The sequence below is a fragment of the Kitasatospora sp. NRRL B-11411 genome (assembly GCF_000721345.1).
Lineage (GTDB): Bacteria > Actinomycetota > Actinomycetes > Streptomycetales > Streptomycetaceae > Kitasatospora > Kitasatospora cineracea.
On sequence record NZ_JOGH01000137.1, the window covers coordinates 1 to 14,840 of the forward strand.

General features: G+C 74.6%; 18 protein-coding genes. 6 read left to right on the top strand and 12 right to left on the bottom strand.

Annotation, left to right across the window (positions count from 1 at the left end; translation table 11 throughout):
* From IH44_RS0134685 to IH44_RS0134695, 3 genes are all read left to right on the top strand, one after another.
* Nucleotides 1-384, top strand: a 384-nt coding sequence (locus IH44_RS0134685; protein ID WP_030463802.1) for a septum formation family protein, incomplete at its 5' end; no start/stop codon positions are given.
* 25 nt (nt 385-409) lie between these two features.
* Entirely contained in the window at nt 410-1,054 is a 645-nt protein-coding gene (locus tag IH44_RS0134690; protein ID WP_030463803.1) for a TIGR03085 family metal-binding protein, read from the top strand.
* Between the two features lie 95 nt (nt 1,055-1,149).
* Nucleotides 1,150-1,911: a VOC family protein gene (locus IH44_RS0134695; RefSeq protein ID WP_030463804.1), complete on the top strand. Its 762-nt coding sequence runs from the start codon at nt 1,150-1,152 to the stop codon at nt 1,909-1,911.
* 27 nt (nt 1,912-1,938) lie between these two features.
* Here IH44_RS0134695 and hisF read toward each other — a convergent pair whose 3' ends face one another.
* From hisF to hisD, 8 genes are read right to left on the bottom strand one after another with little or no spacing between them, the layout of a single operon-like run.
* Nucleotides 1,939-2,709, bottom strand: a complete 771-nt coding sequence (hisF, locus tag IH44_RS0134700) for an imidazole glycerol phosphate synthase subunit HisF (RefSeq protein WP_030463805.1) — start codon at nt 2,707-2,709, stop codon at nt 1,939-1,941.
* Complete coding sequence (locus IH44_RS0134705; RefSeq protein WP_051817946.1) at nt 2,706-3,143, bottom strand: RidA family protein; 438 nt, start codon at nt 3,141-3,143, stop codon at nt 2,706-2,708. The genes hisF and IH44_RS0134705 overlap by 4 nt, the downstream gene beginning before the upstream one ends.
* Nucleotides 3,140-3,868 (bottom strand): bifunctional 1-(5-phosphoribosyl)-5-((5-phosphoribosylamino)methylideneamino)imidazole-4-carboxamide isomerase/phosphoribosylanthranilate isomerase PriA, encoded by a 729-nt coding sequence (priA, locus tag IH44_RS0134710; RefSeq protein WP_030463807.1) that lies wholly within the window; start codon nt 3,866-3,868, stop codon nt 3,140-3,142. The genes IH44_RS0134705 and priA overlap by 4 nt, the downstream gene beginning before the upstream one ends.
* Nucleotides 3,869-3,900: 32 nt before the next feature.
* On the bottom strand, nt 3,901-4,536 hold the full coding sequence (hisH, locus tag IH44_RS0134715) for an imidazole glycerol phosphate synthase subunit HisH (RefSeq protein ID WP_030463808.1): 636 nt from the start codon (nt 4,534-4,536) through the stop codon (nt 3,901-3,903).
* An 11-nt stretch (nt 4,537-4,547) separates the two neighbouring features.
* Complete coding sequence (locus IH44_RS47475) at nt 4,548-4,691, bottom strand: hypothetical protein (RefSeq protein ID WP_030463809.1); 144 nt, start codon at nt 4,689-4,691, stop codon at nt 4,548-4,550.
* On the bottom strand, nt 4,691-5,284 hold the full coding sequence (gene hisB / locus IH44_RS0134725) for an imidazoleglycerol-phosphate dehydratase HisB (protein WP_030463810.1): 594 nt from the start codon (nt 5,282-5,284) through the stop codon (nt 4,691-4,693). The genes IH44_RS47475 and hisB overlap by 1 nt, the downstream gene beginning before the upstream one ends.
* A 4-nt stretch (nt 5,285-5,288) precedes the next feature.
* Nucleotides 5,289-6,389 (bottom strand): histidinol-phosphate transaminase, encoded by a 1,101-nt coding sequence (locus IH44_RS0134730; protein WP_030463811.1) that lies wholly within the window; start codon nt 6,387-6,389, stop codon nt 5,289-5,291.
* Nucleotides 6,386-7,693 carry a histidinol dehydrogenase gene (gene hisD / locus IH44_RS0134735; protein ID WP_030463812.1) on the bottom strand — a complete coding sequence of 436 codons (1,308 nt, stop codon included), beginning with the start codon at nt 7,691-7,693 and terminating at the stop codon, nt 6,386-6,388. The genes IH44_RS0134730 and hisD overlap by 4 nt, the downstream gene beginning before the upstream one ends.
* A 94-nt stretch (nt 7,694-7,787) precedes the next feature.
* Here hisD and IH44_RS0134740 point away from each other — a divergent pair, with 94 nt between their 5' ends.
* The 3 genes from IH44_RS0134740 to ybaK all read left to right on the top strand — a co-directional run bounded on the left by IH44_RS0134740 (nt 7,788) and on the right by ybaK (nt 10,756).
* A complete protein-coding gene (locus tag IH44_RS0134740; protein ID WP_030463813.1) occupies nt 7,788-9,440 on the top strand; it encodes a hypothetical protein in 1,653 nt (550 codons plus the stop codon).
* Nucleotides 9,441-9,514: 74 nt separating this feature from the next.
* A complete protein-coding gene (locus tag IH44_RS0134745; protein ID WP_030463814.1) occupies nt 9,515-10,243 on the top strand; it encodes an LON peptidase substrate-binding domain-containing protein in 729 nt (242 codons plus the stop codon).
* Nucleotides 10,244-10,264: 21 nt separating this feature from the next.
* Nucleotides 10,265-10,756: a Cys-tRNA(Pro) deacylase gene (ybaK, locus tag IH44_RS0134750; RefSeq protein ID WP_030463815.1), complete on the top strand. Its 492-nt coding sequence runs from the start codon at nt 10,265-10,267 to the stop codon at nt 10,754-10,756.
* A 19-nt stretch (nt 10,757-10,775) separates the two neighbouring features.
* Here the strand turns inward: ybaK and IH44_RS0134755 are convergent, their stop codons facing one another.
* The 4 genes from IH44_RS0134755 to IH44_RS0134770 all read right to left on the bottom strand — a co-directional run bounded on the left by IH44_RS0134755 (nt 10,776) and on the right by IH44_RS0134770 (nt 14,630).
* On the bottom strand, nt 10,776-11,483 hold the full coding sequence (locus tag IH44_RS0134755; RefSeq protein WP_063759746.1) for a hypothetical protein: 708 nt from the start codon (nt 11,481-11,483) through the stop codon (nt 10,776-10,778).
* Nucleotides 11,484-11,631: 148 nt separating this feature from the next.
* Nucleotides 11,632-12,426, bottom strand: coding sequence for an ABC transporter permease (locus tag IH44_RS0134760; protein WP_030463817.1), 795 nt, complete (start codon nt 12,424-12,426; stop codon nt 11,632-11,634).
* Nucleotides 12,423-13,388 carry an ABC transporter ATP-binding protein gene (locus tag IH44_RS0134765; protein ID WP_035957297.1) on the bottom strand — a complete coding sequence of 322 codons (966 nt, stop codon included), beginning with the start codon at nt 13,386-13,388 and terminating at the stop codon, nt 12,423-12,425. The genes IH44_RS0134760 and IH44_RS0134765 overlap by 4 nt, the downstream gene beginning before the upstream one ends.
* 66 nt (nt 13,389-13,454) lie before the next feature.
* On the bottom strand, nt 13,455-14,630 hold the full coding sequence (locus IH44_RS0134770) for an NYN domain-containing protein (RefSeq protein WP_030463819.1): 1,176 nt from the start codon (nt 14,628-14,630) through the stop codon (nt 13,455-13,457).
* Between the last annotated feature and the right edge of the window lie 210 nt (nt 14,631-14,840).

Consider the following 14,840-nt stretch of genomic DNA (forward strand, 5'->3'; position numbering starts at 1 on the left):
CCCCCCACCCCCGCCCCCAGCCCGTCGAAGACCTACCCGTACCCCTTCTACCCGCCGGGCACCTGCCTGTTGATGCCCTGGATCAGCGGGGTGAAGGACAGCACCGTCACCCCGTGCGACCAGCCGCACGACGCCGAGACCACCGCCAACGTGGTGATGCCCGAGGGCCTGGCCGACGACCGGGGGATGAACAAGGCCCTGCTGGAGCTCTGCGCGCCGTCGTTCCATGCGGTGCAGCAGCAGAAGAACGGCACCGACCTGTACAACAACAGCCCGATCGTCCCGCTGACCAAGTACTACCAGCAGGGCTACCGGGATGTCAGCTGCACCGTGACCGTCAGCAACCAGCAGCCGGACCGCAAGATGACCGCCCCGCTCCACTAGCCGTCCCGCCCCGTACGCTGGGCGCATGGTGAGTCTTGCGCAGGGCGAGCGGGCCCGGTTGAGTCGGTTGTTGGCGGCGGCGGGGCCGGAGGGGCCGACGTTGTGCGAGGGGTGGGTGGCGCGGGACTTGGCGGCGCACCTGGTGGTGCGGGAGGGGCGGCCGGACGCGGCGGCGGGGATCCGGGTGGGGGCGCTGGCGGGGTGGACGGAGCGGGTGCAGGGGAAGGTCGCGGGGCGGGGGTACGAGGGGCTGGTGAAGTCGTTCCGGTCGGGGCCGCCGGCCTTCTCGCCGTTCAACCTGCCGGGGGTCGACGGGGCGGCGAACCTGGTGGAGTTCTTCGTGCACGCGGAGGACGTCCGCCGGGCGGTGCCGTTCGAACCGGAGCCGGTGGGGCCGGAGTTGGCGGAGGCGCTGTGGAAGCGGGTGCCGATGGTGGCCCGGTTCGGTGACGCGAAGGCGCCGGTCTCGCTGCGGCTGGTGCACCCGGACGGCCGGGAGGTGACGGTGCGTCGGCGGGGGACGCCGGTGGTGACGGTGAGCGGGGAGCCGGGCGAGCTGGTGCTGTTCCTGTACGGGCGGGGCGCGCGGGCCACGGTGGTGGCGGAGGGCGCGCCGGAGGCGGTGGAGACGCTGGCGCACGTGCTGCCGCTGCCGGAGCCGGGGGCCTGACGGCGCGTCGGTCCGTTTTGTCCGGTCGGTGTGCCAGCCTGGCCGTGGCCCGACGGGCCGTCCCCCCGTCCTTCGCACCTTCAGGAGCGCGCGCCATGGTGAGCACCGACTTCCGGCCCGGTTCGCCGAACTGGCTCGGTCTGGGCAGTCCGGACCTCGCCGAGTCCGAGTCGTTCTACGGCTCGGTGTTCGGCTGGACCCTGGACCCGGCCGGCCCGAACGGCTACGCGTTCTTCCGCAGCGGCGGACGGACGGTGGCGGGGGTGGGCGCGCTGACCGAGGCGGAGGCGCTGCCCGCCTGGACGGTGTACTTCGCGGCGGCGGACGCGCACGGCACCGCGGCGGCGGTGCGGCGCGCGGGCGGGACGGTGCGCGTCCCGCCGTCGGAGGTGCCCGGCGAGGGCTGGTTCGCGCAGCTGTCGGACCCGGCGGGCGGCCGGTTCGCGGTCTGGCAGGCCGGCGGGACGGCCGGGCTGGAGGCGGCGGGCGGGCCGGGCGCGCTGTGCTGGGCCGAGCTGCACACCTCGGACGTCCCGGGGTCGCTGCGGTTCTACCAGGGCCTGTTCGGCTGGCGGACCAGGGACTCGGTGGTGCCGGGGGCCGAGTACACGGTGCTGCGACCGGCGGACGGCGGGGCGGACTTCGGCGGTGTCGCGGGCGTGCACCCGCGGGTGGACGTGGGCTGGCTGGCGCACTTCGCGGTGCCGGACGCGCTGCTGGCCACCGATGAGGTGCGCCGGCTGGGCGGGAGCGTGCTGGTGCCGCCGGAGCGGGTGCCGACGGTGGGCCGGATCGCGGTGCTGGCGGACCCGTTCGGCGCCCAGTTCGCGCTGCTGGAGCCGGAACCCCGCCGGTAGCGCACCCGCGGGGTTCCGGAGCGGCCGTCAGCGGACGGGGTGCCCGGTGACCCGGAGTTCGTCCTTGACCTGGCCGATGGTCAGGTCGCCGAAGTGGAAGACGCTGGCGGCGAGGACGGCGTCGGCCCCGGCGTCGACCGCGGGGGCGAAGTCGGCGAGCTTGCCGGCGCCGCCGGAGGCGATCACCGGGATGGAGACGGCCTTGCGGGCGGCCCGGATCATCTCCAGGTCGTAGCCGTCCTTGGTGCCGTCGGCGTCCATCGAGTTGAGCAGGATCTCGCCGGCGCCGAGCTCGGCGGCGCGCACCGCCCACTCGATCGCGTCGATGCCGGTGCCGCGGCGGCCGCCGTGGGTGGTGACCTCGAAGCCGGAGGCGGTCTCGGTGCCCTCGGGGCAGCGCCGGGCGTCGACCGAGAGGACGAGCACCTGGCGGCCGAAGCGCTGGGCGATCTCGCGGACGAGTTCGGGGCGGGCGATGGCGGCGGTGTTGACGCCGACCTTGTCGGCGCCGGCCCGCAGCAGCTTGTCGACGTCCTCGACGGCGCGGACGCCGCCGCCGACGGTGAGCGGGATGAAGACCTGCTCGGCGGTGCGGCGGACCACGTCGTAGGTGGTCTCCCGGGAGCCGGAGGAGGCGGTGATGTCGAGGAAGGTCAACTCGTCGGCGCCCTGGGCGTCGTAGAGCTTGGCGAGCTCGACCGGGTCCCCGGCGTCGCGCAGGTTCTGGAAGTTGACGCCCTTGACGACGCGTCCGGCGTCCACGTCCAGGCAGGGGATGACGCGTACTGCGAGTGTCACGGCTGGGTGCCTTCCAAAGTGCGGGCCAGGCCGGGCCGGTGGGCCTCGACCTCGACCTCGACCATCATCCGGGAGTCGGTCAGGCCCTGGACGACCACCATGGTGGTGACCGGGCGGACTCCGGCGAAGAGTTCCTTGTGCGCGCGGCCGACCTCGTCGCAGTCCCGGACGTGGGTGAGGTACATCCGGGTGCGGACCACGTCGGCGGCGGTGAGTCCGTAGCCGTCGAGCGCGTCGAGGGCCGTCCGGAAGGCGGCCAGCGTCTGCTCGTACGGGTCGCCCTCGACGACGGCGTCGACGTCGTCGTAGGCGGTGCAGCCCGCGACCAGGACGAAGTCCCCGGCCACCACCGCCCGGGCGAATCCGTACTGGTCCTCGTAGGGGGACTGTCGGGACGGGCGGGCGGTGGTGGTGGCCGGGGTTTCGTCGGTCATCGGGACACAGCCTCCAGGGCCTCTTCGAGGGTGAACTTCTGCTCGTAGAGCGCCTTCCCCACGATCGAGCCCTCGACGCCCTCCGGTACCAGGGTGGCGATGGCACGCAGGTCGTCGAGCGACGACACGCCGCCGGAGGCGACGACGGGCCGGTCGGTGGCGGCGCAGACGTCGCGCAGCAACTGGAGGTTGGGGCCGGTCAGGGTGCCGTCGCGGTTGACGTCGGTGACCACGTAGCGGGCGCAGCCCTCCGCGTCGAGGCGGGCCAGCACGTCGTAGAGCTGGCCGCCGTCGCGGGTCCAGCCGCGGCCGCGCAGGGTGGTGCCGACCACGTCGAGGCCGACGGCGATCTGGTCGCCGTGCTCGGCGATGACCTTGGCGACCCACTCGGGGGACTCCAGGGCGGCGGTGCCGAGGTTGACCCGGGTGCAGCCGGTGGCGAGGGCCGCGGCGAGCGACTCGTCGTCGCGGATGCCGCCGGACAGCTCGACCTTGATGTCGAGACGGCCGGTGACCTCGCGGAGCAGCTCGCGGTTGCTGCCGGTGCCGAAGGCGGCGTCCAGGTCGACCAGGTGCAGCCACTCGGCGCCGGCGCTCTGCCAGGCGAGGGCGGCGGCGAGCGGCTCGCCGAAGGAGGTCTCGGTGCCGGAGGCGCCCTTGACCAGGCGGACCGCCTGGCCGTCGCGGACGTCGACGGCGGGCAGCAGTTCGAGGCGGTTGGTCATGTTCTGAAGGACTCTCAGTCTTCGGAGGGACGTCAGAGGGTGTCGACCCAGTTGGTCAGCAGGGCGGCGCCGGCGTCGCCGGACTTCTCGGGGTGGAACTGGGTGGCCCACAGCGGGCCGTTCTCCACGGCGGCGACGAACGGCTGCCCGTGGGTGGCCCAGATGACCTTGGGGGCGCGGATCTTCTCGGAGTGCGTCTCCAGCACCCAGTGCCGCACCCCGTAGGAGTGCACGAAGTAGAACCGGGTGTCGGCGTCCATCCCGGCGAACATCCGGGTGCCCTCGGGGGCGTCGACGGTGTTCCAGCCCATGTGCGGGACGATCGGCGCGTCCAGCGGCTCGACCACCCCGGGCCACTCGTCGCAGCCGGCGGTCTCCACGCCGTGCTCGACGCCCTTCTCGAACAGGATCTGCATGCCGACGCAGATGCCGAGCACCGGGCGGCCGCCGGCCAGCCGGCGCCCGATGACCTGCTCGCCGCGGACGGCCTTCAGGCCGCGCATGCACGCCTCGAAGGCGCCGACGCCGGGCACCAGCAGGCCGTCGGCGTCCAGCGCCTCCTGGAAGTCGGAGGTGACGGTGACGGTGGCGCCGGTGCGCTCGACGGCGCGCTGGGCGGAGCGCAGGTTGCCGGACCCGTAGTCCAGCACCACGACGTTCTTGGACATCTCGCGGTCTCCTAGTAGCGCATGATGCCGGCGGCCAGGCACATGGCCGAGGCGAAGCCGAGGACGAGGATGACGCTCTTGGGCTTCTCCTGCTTCCAGAACGACCAGACGCCCGCCGCGAAGAAGAGGCCGAGGAAGATCAGCACCGAGGCCATCAGAGCGCGCCCTTGGTGGAGGGCAGGATGCCCGCGGCGCGCGGGTCGCGCTCGGAGGCGTAGCGCAGCGCCCGGGCCAGCGCCTTGAACTGGCACTCGACGATGTGGTGCGCGTTGCGGCCGTACGGCACGTGCACGTGCAGGGCGACCTGGGCCTGGGCGACGAAGGACTCCAGGATGTGCCGGGTCATCGTGGTGTCGTACGCGCCGATCATCGGGGCGATGTTCTCGGGCTCGGTGTGCACCAGGTACGGGCGGCCGGAGAGGTCGACGGTGACCTGGGCGAGCGACTCGTCCAGCGGGACGGTGCAGTTGCCGAACCGGTAGATGCCGACCTTGTCGCCGAGCGCCTGCTTGAAGGCGGCGCCGAGCGCGAGGGCGGTGTCCTCGATGGTGTGGTGGGTGTCGATGTGCAGGTCGCCCTCGGTCTTGACGGTGAGGTCGAAGAGGCCGTGGCGGCCGAGCTGGTCGAGCATGTGGTCGTAGAACCCGACGCCCGTGGAGACGTCCGTCTTGCCGGTTCCGTCGAGGTCGATCTCGACCAGGACGGAGGTCTCCTTGGTGGTGCGTTCGACGCGGCCGATGCGGGACATGCGGTTACAGCTCCTTGCTCACGGTGGCGACGGCGGTCAGGAAGGCGTCGTTCTCGGCGGGGGTGCCGGCGGTGACGCGCAGCCATCCGGGAACGCCGTTGTCGCGGATCAGCACGCCCTGGTCGAGGATCGCCTGCCACACCGCACGGGTGTCGGCGAAGCGGCCGAACTGGATGAAGTTGGCGTCGGACTCGGTGACCTCGAAGCCCAGTTCGCGCAGCCCGAGGACGACCCGGTCGCGCTCGGACTTCAGCCGGTCGACGTAGCCGAGCAGGGTGCCGGTGTGCTCCAGGCAGGCCAGCGCGGTGGCCTGGGTGACGGCCGACAGGTGGTAGGGCAGCCGGACCAGCTGGACCGCGTCGACCACGGCCGGGTCGGCGGCCAGGTAGCCGAGCCGCAGGCCGGCCGCGCCGAACGCCTTGGACATGGTGCGGCTGATCACCAGGTTCGGGCGGCCGTCCAGCAGCGGCAGCAGCGAGGCGCGGTGCGAGAACTCGACGTACGCCTCGTCGACGACCACCATGCTCGGCCCGGCGGCCTGCGCGGCCTCGTACAGGGCGAGCACGGTGTCGGCCTCGACGGCGGTGCCGGTCGGGTTGTTCGGCGAGCAGACGAACACCACGTCGGGGCGCAGCTCGGCGATCGCCGCGCGGGCCGCGTCCACGTCGATGGTGAAGTCCTCGTTGCGCGGGCCGGAGACCCAGCCGGTGCCGGTGCCGCGGGCGATCAGGGCGTGCATCGAGTACGAGGGCTCGAAGCCGATCGCGGTGCGGCCGGGCCCGCCGAAGGTCTGGAGGAGCTGCTGGAGCACCTCGTTGGAGCCGTTGGCGGCCCAGACCTGGTCCTTGGTCACGCCGAAGCCGGTGGTGTCGCTCAGGTAAGCCGCCAGGCCGGTGCGCAGCTCGACCGCGTCCCGGTCCGGGTAGCGGTTGAGGTGGCGGGCCGCCTCGGCGACCCGCTCGGCGATCCGGGCCACCAGCGGCTCGGGCAGCGGGTACGGGTTCTCGTTGGTGTTGAGCTGGACGGGCACGTCCAACTGCGGTGCGCCGTACGGGGACTGGCCGCGCAGCTCGTCCCGGATGGGCAGGTCGTCGATCTTCGTCACGCGCCGGGTACCGTCCAGTCGAATCGGGCTTTGACAGCGTCGCCGTGGCCGGGCAGGTCCTCGGCCGCGGACAGGTTGACCACGTGCGCGGCGATCCCGGCCAGCGCCTCGCGGTCGTACTCGACGACCTGGACGCCGCGCAGGAAGGTCTGCACGGACAGGCCCGAGGAGTGGCAGGCGCAGCCGCCGGTGGGCAGCACGTGGTTGGAGCCGGCCGCGTAGTCGCCCAGCGAGACCGGGGTGTAGCGGCCGAGGAAGATCGCGCCCGCGTTGCGGACCCGCTCGGAGACGGCGTGCGGCTCGGCGGTCTGGATCTCCAGGTGCTCGGCGGCGTAGGCGTTGACCACGGCGAGGCCCTGCTCCAGGTCGTCGACCAGGATGATCCCGGACTGCGGGCCGCCGAGCGCCTCCGCGACCCGCTCGGAGTGCTTGGTGCGGGCGACCTGCGTCTTGAGCTCGGCCTCGACGGCGTCGGCCAGCAGCGGCGAGGCGGTGACCAGCACGGAGCCGGAGGTCGGGCCGTGCTCGGCCTGGCTGATCAGGTCGGCGGCGACCTCCGCGGCGTCCGCGGTGTCGTCGGCGAGGACCATGATCTCGGTCGGGCCGGCCTCCGAGTCGATGCCGATCCGGCCCGCGAACAGGCGCTTGGCGGCGGCAACGTAGATGTTGCCGGGGCCGGTGACCAGGTTGACGGGCGCGCACTCCTCGGTGCCGAGCGCGAACATCGCCACCGCCTGGGCGCCGCCGACCGCGTACACCTCGTCGACGCCGAGCAGCGCGCAGGCGGCCAGGATCGCCGGGTGGACGCGCCCGCCGAACGCCTTCTGCGGCGGCGAGGAGACCGCGATGCCGGCCACCCCGGCCTCCTGGGCGGGCACCACGTTCATCACCACGGAGGACGGGTACACGGCGAGGCCGCCGGGCACGTACAGGCCGACCCGGTCGACCGGCACCCAGCGCTGGGTGACGGTGCCGCCGGGCACCACCTGCGTGGTGTGCCCGACCCGGCGCTGGTCGGAGTGGACGGCGCGGGCCCGGCGGATCGACTCCTCCAGCGCGGCGCGGACCTCCGGGTCCAGCTGCTCCAGCGCCTCGGCGATCTGCTCGGCCGGGACGCGGGTGGACTCCAGCCGGACGCCGTCGAAGCGCTCGGTGATCTCGATCAGCGCCGCGACCCCGCGATGGCGCACGTCCTCGGCGATCGGCCGCACCTTCTCCAGGGCGGCTTCGACGTCGAACTCGGCACGGGGCAGCACGTCGCGCGGGTCCGTGGAGGAGCCGCGGAGGTCGATTCGAGAGATCACAGGCCCAAGTGTAAGGAGTGGCGAAAACCGGCAGCCCGGCATTTCAGTCCGTGATACGAAGGGTGAGACGAGACCAAGATCATCGGGGGGCGCGGTGGAGCAGGCACCGGACGACTGGACCGACACCGAACGGGGCCTGTGGGAGGCCTTCCGGCACGGCGAGGTGTACGACCTGCGGGCCGGGAGCGGCCCCGCCGACCTCCTGCTGCCCGCCCCCGCCGGGCACACCACCCGTCCGGGCGACGAGGAGCACGGCCCGGACGACCCGTTCGCCGCCGGGGAGTGGGGCCCCGATCGGACGGTCCGCGCCGAGGCGATCGCCCGGCTGCTGCTGCACGGCCCCGCCGCCGCGCCCGGCAAGGTCGCCGCGCTCAAGCTCATCGGCGCCCGCGTCACCGGCGAGTTCACCCTGGCCGGCGGCCGGATCGGCTGCTACGTCGAGTTCCAGCTCTGCCGCTTCGACCGCAAGCTGCTGCTCTCCGAGGCCACCGCCGGCACCCTGCGGATCGTCTCCTGCGCCCTCCCCCGGCTGGAGGCGTCCCGGCTGGCCAGCGAGGGCGACGTGCACCTCGCCCGCTGCGGGATACCCGGCGGCGTCCGGCTCACCGACGCCCGGATCGGCACCGACCTGCTGCTCAACCAGTCCGCCGTCGGCCCCGACGCGTACGGGCGGGCGGTGTCCGCCGACGGGATCTCCATCAACCAGGACTGCGAGGCCGAACGCCTCGACCTGCTCGGCGAGTTGAGCCTGCGCTCGGCTCGGATCGGCGGCCGGCTCTCGCTCCGCGGCGGCTCGCTGCGGGCCGCCGGACCGGACAACCCGAACGCGATCAACGCGGCCCGGATCACCGTCGGCCACACCCTGTACCTGTCCGGCTCCGAGGACGCCAACTGGACCGGCTCGCGGACCGTCTACGGCTCCGGCTACGGCGGGTCCACGGCCGCCGCCCCCTACCGGGACACCACCCACACCCCGTTCCGCTCCTGGGGCCGGATCCGGCTCTCCGACGGCCGCTTCGAGAACGCCGTCCTGATCACCAACGCCGAGTTCCACCTCGGCGAGGGCGAGGAGCTCGCGCTCAGCCGGATCCAGACCCCCGAACTCCGCTTCACCTGTGACACCCCGCCCACCGGCGCCGTCAGCCTCAACCGGGCCCGGATCGGCAACCTGGTCGACGCCCCCGCCGCCTGGCCCACCGAGCACCACGTCTCGCTCACCGGCTTCAGCTACGAGTCGCTCCGCCCCACCGAGCCCTTCCCGCTGGAGCGCCGGATCGCCTGGGTCGACTCCGGCCGGGAGTTCCGCCCCGAGGCGTACGAGCAGCTCGCCGCCGCCCTGCGCCGCGACGGCGCCGACGAGGACGCCCGCACCGTCCTGTACGCCAAGCAGCGCCGCCGCCGGCGCACCCTGCCGCTGCCCGGCCGGATCTGGGGCCACCTCCAGGACGCCGCCGTCGGCTACGGCTACCGCCCCGGCCGGGCCGCCGCCTGGCTGGTGCTGGCCTGGGCGCTGGGCACCGCGTACTTCGCCGCGCACCGGCCCGCCCCGATCAAGGCCGACGAGCACGTGGTGTGGAACCCCGCTCTGTACGCGGCCGGGAAGGTCCTCCCGCTGATCGACCTCGGCCAGAACGGCTGGGACCCGGGCCCCACCGGCCAGTGGGTCGCCACCGCCCTGGTGCTGACCGGCTGGGTGCTCGCCACCACCGCCGTCGCGGGCGTCACCCGGCTGCTCCAGCGCGGCTGACGCCGGCCGCCGCCGCGCCGTCCGGCGACAAACTGCGGCGCGGCGGCGGCCCGCCGCCAACTACGCTGTCCGCCGTGACTGATCGGCTCCCGCTCTTCCCGCTGAACACGGTTCTGTACCCGGGCCTGGTGCTGCCCCTGCACGTCTTCGAGGAGCGCTACCGCCGCCTGGTCGCCGACCTGCTCGAACAGCCCGAGGACGAGCCCCGGCGGTTCGGCGTGGTCGCCATCAAGGACGGCCGGGAGACCGCACCGGTCCGCGAGCACGAGGGCCCGGCCGGCCCGCTGGACGGCCTCGGCGCCCCCGGCGGCGACCCGCTGGACGCCCTGCACGCGGTCGGCTGCGTCGCCGACGTCGCCTCCGTCCGGGAGCAGCCCGAGGGCCGCTACGAACTCCTCGTCACCGGCACCACCAGGTTCCGGCTGCGCGCCCTGGACGCCACCGGCCCCTACCTGGTCGGCGAGGTCTCGGTGCTCGCCGAGGAGCCCGGCGAGGGCTCCGGCGCGCTCGCGGCCGGCGTCGAACGCGCCTTCCGCACCTACCAGAAGCGGCTGGCCGGGGCCCGCGAGGCCACCCTCAGCGGCGAAGCCGACCTCCCCGACGACCCGCAGGTGCTCTCCTACCTGGTCGCCGCCGCCACCTCGCTGTCCACCAAGGACAAGCAGGAACTCCTCGCCTGCCCCGACACCGCCCAGCGCCTGACCCGCGAACTCGCCCTGCTCCGGCACGAGAGCGCGGTCCTGGCGAAACTCCCCTCGCTGCCCGCCGCCGACCTCACCCGCCAGGCGTTCAGCCCCAACTGAAGACCCTGGAGGAGCAACCCCTTGGCCAGGAAGAAGAGCCCCGGCGGCACCCCCGCCACCGTCGCCCTCGACACCGCCGGCGTCCCGTTCACCGTCCACGAGTACGCCCACGACCCGTCCGCCGCCTCCTACGGCGCCGAGGCCGCCGAGGCGATGGGCGTCTCCCCCGACCGGGTCTTCAAGACCCTGCTCGCCGAGACCGACGGCACCCTCGCGGTCGCCGTCGTCCCGGTCTCCGGCCAGCTCGACCTCAAGGCGCTCGCCGCCGCGCTCGGCACCAAGCGCGCCGCGATGGCCGACCCCGCCGCGGCCGAACGCTCCACCGGCTACGTGGTCGGCGGCATCTCCCCGCTCGGCCAGCGCCGCAGGCTCCGCACCGTCGTCGACTCCGGCGCGCTCGCCCACCCCACCGTCTTCGTCTCCGCGGGCAAGCGCGGCACCGAGGTGGAACTCGCGCCCGCCGACCTGGTCCGCCTCACCGCCGCGCTCACCGCGCCCATCGCCAAGGGCTGAGCCCGGGGCCCGGGGGCGCCTACTCGGCCGGCGGCGGTCCCTGCACCGGACCGGGCTGCACCGGACCGGGCCGGTCCGGGCCCGGCTCCAGCGGGCCGGGGTGCAGCGGCTCCGGCGCCTCCCAGTACGGCGGGCGGTCCGGCTCGCGCTTGCCGAACGTCGCGGAGAGGGCCAGCAGCAGGATCATCGCCGTCATCGGCCAGACCATCAGCGCCCCCTTCGCGGTCAGCTCCAGCGGCCCGTCGAAGGTGCCGCCGTTGCCGACCGAGAGCGCGTGCGCCCGCAGGTCGGGGGTGGCGCCGAGGTGGGTGCCGAGCTGCCAGGCGATCACCGAGCCGAGCAGGCCGCCGACCGCGAGGCCGACCGCGACGGCGATGCCGCCGCCCCGCCCCCGGGTCCACAGGAAGGCGCCGAGCGCGGTGAGCAGCCCGAGGGCCAGCCCGAGCAGCGAGAAGACGCCGACCGCACCGATCAGCTCCTCGCCCTCCGGGTCCCGGTACAGGATGTGGTCGTCCTGGACGGCGTAGCCGACCCGGGGGGCGAGCCAGAGCCAGAGCAGGCCGAGCACCACGCCGAGGACCGCTCCGGCGAGGACGATGATCGCTCCGATCCGCAGCTCGGGACCGAGCGGCGGCCGCTTCGCGCGGACGGACGGCTGCGGCGGGAAGGGCGGGGCGAAGGGGTCCGACCCGGGCGTGCTACCCGCAGGTGTGTTCGGTACGGTCACGGCCCCATCGTTTCACGTCGGGCCCGGGAGGTGTCGATCTCCGCTTGCCAACGGCTGCCACCGACCGCACGCCGCCAGGCCGGACAACGCGCACGTCGGGCCGGGCAGGTGTCGATCTCCGCTTGCCAACGGCCCCGGCCCCGGGGGCTCAGGCCGCGGCGCGCCGGTACGCCCAGGTGGCGAGGGTGAGCGAGACCAGGCCGACCGCGCCGCAGACGCCCAGGTCGAGCAGGACGCGGGCCCAGTCGGGGTGCGGGGCGAAGGTGAGGGCGAAGGCGTCGACGCCGTAGCTGGAGGGGAGCAGGTCGCGCAGCCACTGGACGGGCTCGGGGAGCCGGGCGGCGGGCAGCACGCCGAGCAGCAGGGCGGCGGACATGCCGAGCTGTCCGGCCAGGGTGGCGAGCTCCTGGCGGGGGGCGAGCAGGCCGAGGGCCGCGCCGAGGCCGGCCAGGGCGGCGCCGGAGAGCGGGACGACGGCGAGCAGGATCCACAGCCGGGCGAGCGGCAGTTCGAACATCCAGCTGCCGACGCCGGCCGTGACGAAGACCCCGGGCACGGTGAAGGAGGCGTACGCGGCGGCGGTGCCGAGCACCACGGAGGCGGGCGGCACCGGCAGCGTCGCGTAGTGGTCGAGGCCGCCGGTGGCGCGCAGCCGGCCGAAGTACTGGGCGAGCAGGTTGAGCGCGACGAAGGCGACGACCAGGACGGCGGAGCCGGCCACCACGGCGTGCGCGGAGGGGTTGTCGCCGGGGTCGACGACGCCGCGCATCATCACCAGGATGCCGATCGACTGGAAGGTGGCGACGAACAGCAGCGGGATCCGGGAGACCCTGGCCCGGGCCAGCTGGGCCCGGTAGACGGCGGCCAGCGCGGGCAGCAGCCGGGCGGCGGGGGCGAGCGGCGCGGGCTCGGTGGCGACCGCGGGGGCGTCGAGCAGGGTCATCGGGCGAGTCCTCCGGGCCGGCCGCCGAGCCGGAGGTAGGCGTCCTCCAGGGTGGGGGTGGCGAGGGTGAAGTCGTCGAGGGCGGCGAAGGCGGGGCCGGTGGTGACGGCGGCGACCAGTTCGCGGGCCTCGTCGGGGGTGGTGCGCAGGGTCCAGCGGCGGCCGGTGCGTTCGGCGCGTTCGGCGAGCTGGGCGACGGCGGGGACGGTGAGCGGGGCGTCGGTGCGCCAGACCAGGTCGAGCCGGACGTGGCCGTCGACCAGGGCCTTGAGCCCGCCGGGGGTGTCGCAGGCGATGACCCGGCCGGTGTCGACCACGGCGACCCGGTCGAGGACGGTCTCGGCCTCGATGACGTTGTGGGTGACCAGCAGCACGGTGGTGCCGTGTTCGGCCCGGCGGCGGTCGACGGCGCTCCAGACGGCGCGGCGGGCGACCGGGTCCATGCCGGTGGTGGGCTCGTCCAGGACCAGCAGCGGGCGTTCGCCGACCAGGACGGCGGCGAAGCAGGCGAGCCGGCGCTGGCCGCCGGAGAGCTTGGCGAGCGGGCGGTGGGCGAGCGGTTCGAGGCCGAGCTCGGTGATCACGTCGGCGGTCTGGGAGCGGGCGGCGGCCCGGGTGAGGCCGCGCAGCCGGCCGGTGGTCTCGGCGGCGAGGGCGACGGTGAGCTCGTCGAGGGCGGTGGACTCCTGGCCGAGGTAGCCGAGCAGCCGGGCGGCCCGTTCGGGGTGCCGGACGATGTCGTGGCCGAGCAGGTCGATGGTGCCGGCGTCGGGGCGGAGCAGGCCGGTGAGCTGGCGGACCAGGGTGGACTTGCCGGCGCCGTTGGGCCCGAGCAGGCCGAAGACCTCGCCGCGCCGGACGTCGAGGTCGATGCCGTCGTTGGCCCTGACCTCGGTGCCGCCCGCCCGGTAGGTCTTGACCAGGCCGCTGACCGTGCAACAGCCCTGAGGTGCCTTGCTCACGACGGAAGACTCTACGCGCCGTAAGGGGCGTTCCGGACACGCGGGGTCCGGGCCGCGCCCCGGGCGTCAGTCCTCCCGGAGGGCCTCCGGGGGCTGCCGGGCGTCGGGGACCCGGGCGGCGAGCTCCTTCCAGAAGCCCTCCCGGATCGCGTACCTGTCCTGCTCGTCGATCTGGTCCTCCTTGTGCGCGAGCAGGCCGAACCGGGCGGCGTAGCGCAGCAGTTCGCCGTCCAGGCGGTGCGGGATGCGCGGGTGGTCGGCCCACAGCAGGGCGGGGCGCCCGGCGTCGGCGAGGCGGTCGAGCCAGCGGCGGGCGAAGACCTGGCCGACCTCCTGCGGGTCGCCGCCGACACTGGTGATGTCCTCCTCGCGGTCCGCCCAGCGCTGGGCGGAGGTGGTGAGCCGGTCCAGGGTGGGCAGCGCGTCGGCGGCGGTGGCGGCGTCGGCGCGGTCGACCAGGCCGCGGTCGGAGGACCAGCGCAGCACCGGGCCGGCCGGGGCGGCGGGCCCGGCCGGCCCGGTGGCGGCCCGCCCGGCCAGGTCCTTGGGGGTGGGGATGACCCGCAGCGGGGTGCTGCGGGCGGCCGCGACGGCGGCGGGCGCGGGGGCGGGCACCAGCGGGACGGTGCGGGGCCGGGCCGGGGCGGGCAGCACCGCGACCGGGGCGACGGCGACGGCGGGCTCGGCGGCGGCCTCCCGGGGGCGGGCCCAGCGCTGGATCCAGGCCCGGTCCAGCACCCGGCGCTCGTCGGCCTCGCCGACCAGCTCCTCGGACTGGTTGAAGTCCCCGTCGGCGGCCTCCAGCGCCCACAGGTGCAGCGCGACGCCGTGCTCCTTCGCGGAGGCGACGCCGGGCAGCAGGTCCCCGTCGCCGGTGACCAGCACCACGTCGGCGCAGGCGTGGTTGCGGGCGAGCTCGCTGAGTTCGGCGTGCATCGCGGCGTCCACGCCCTTCTGCACCCAGCGGCCCTCGGCCCTGGTCAGCGCGCCGAGCCGGACAGTGACCCGGGGCAGCACCCGCAGCCGGCGGTGCTCGGGGGCCGGGCGGCGGTCGACGGCCGCGTCGAACCAGTAGATCCGCAGCAGCGGCAGGCCGGTCTCGGCCTCGGCCCGCTCGCGCAGCGCGGCGATCAGCACCGGGTGGTCGACGGCGATCCGGGCCCGGCCGGGCTCCCCCGCGAGCAGGCTGGCGGCCGCGCCCAGCAGGTAGCCCGCGTCGACCAGGACGACGCAGCGGTCCATCTCCGGCACCTCCTCCTCGGCCCGGCCCCCGGCGGTGGGGCGCCGCCCGGCGGCCCGGAGACCGTTGGGCACACCTTTACCCCCCGCTCGCCCGCCGAACCGCCCACCTCCCCCGGGCCTCCCCACCCTCGCCCACGCCGCCCTCACGCACCTGTCTCTTATACACATCTACGAGCCCACGAGACTAAGGCGAATCTCGTATGCCGTCTT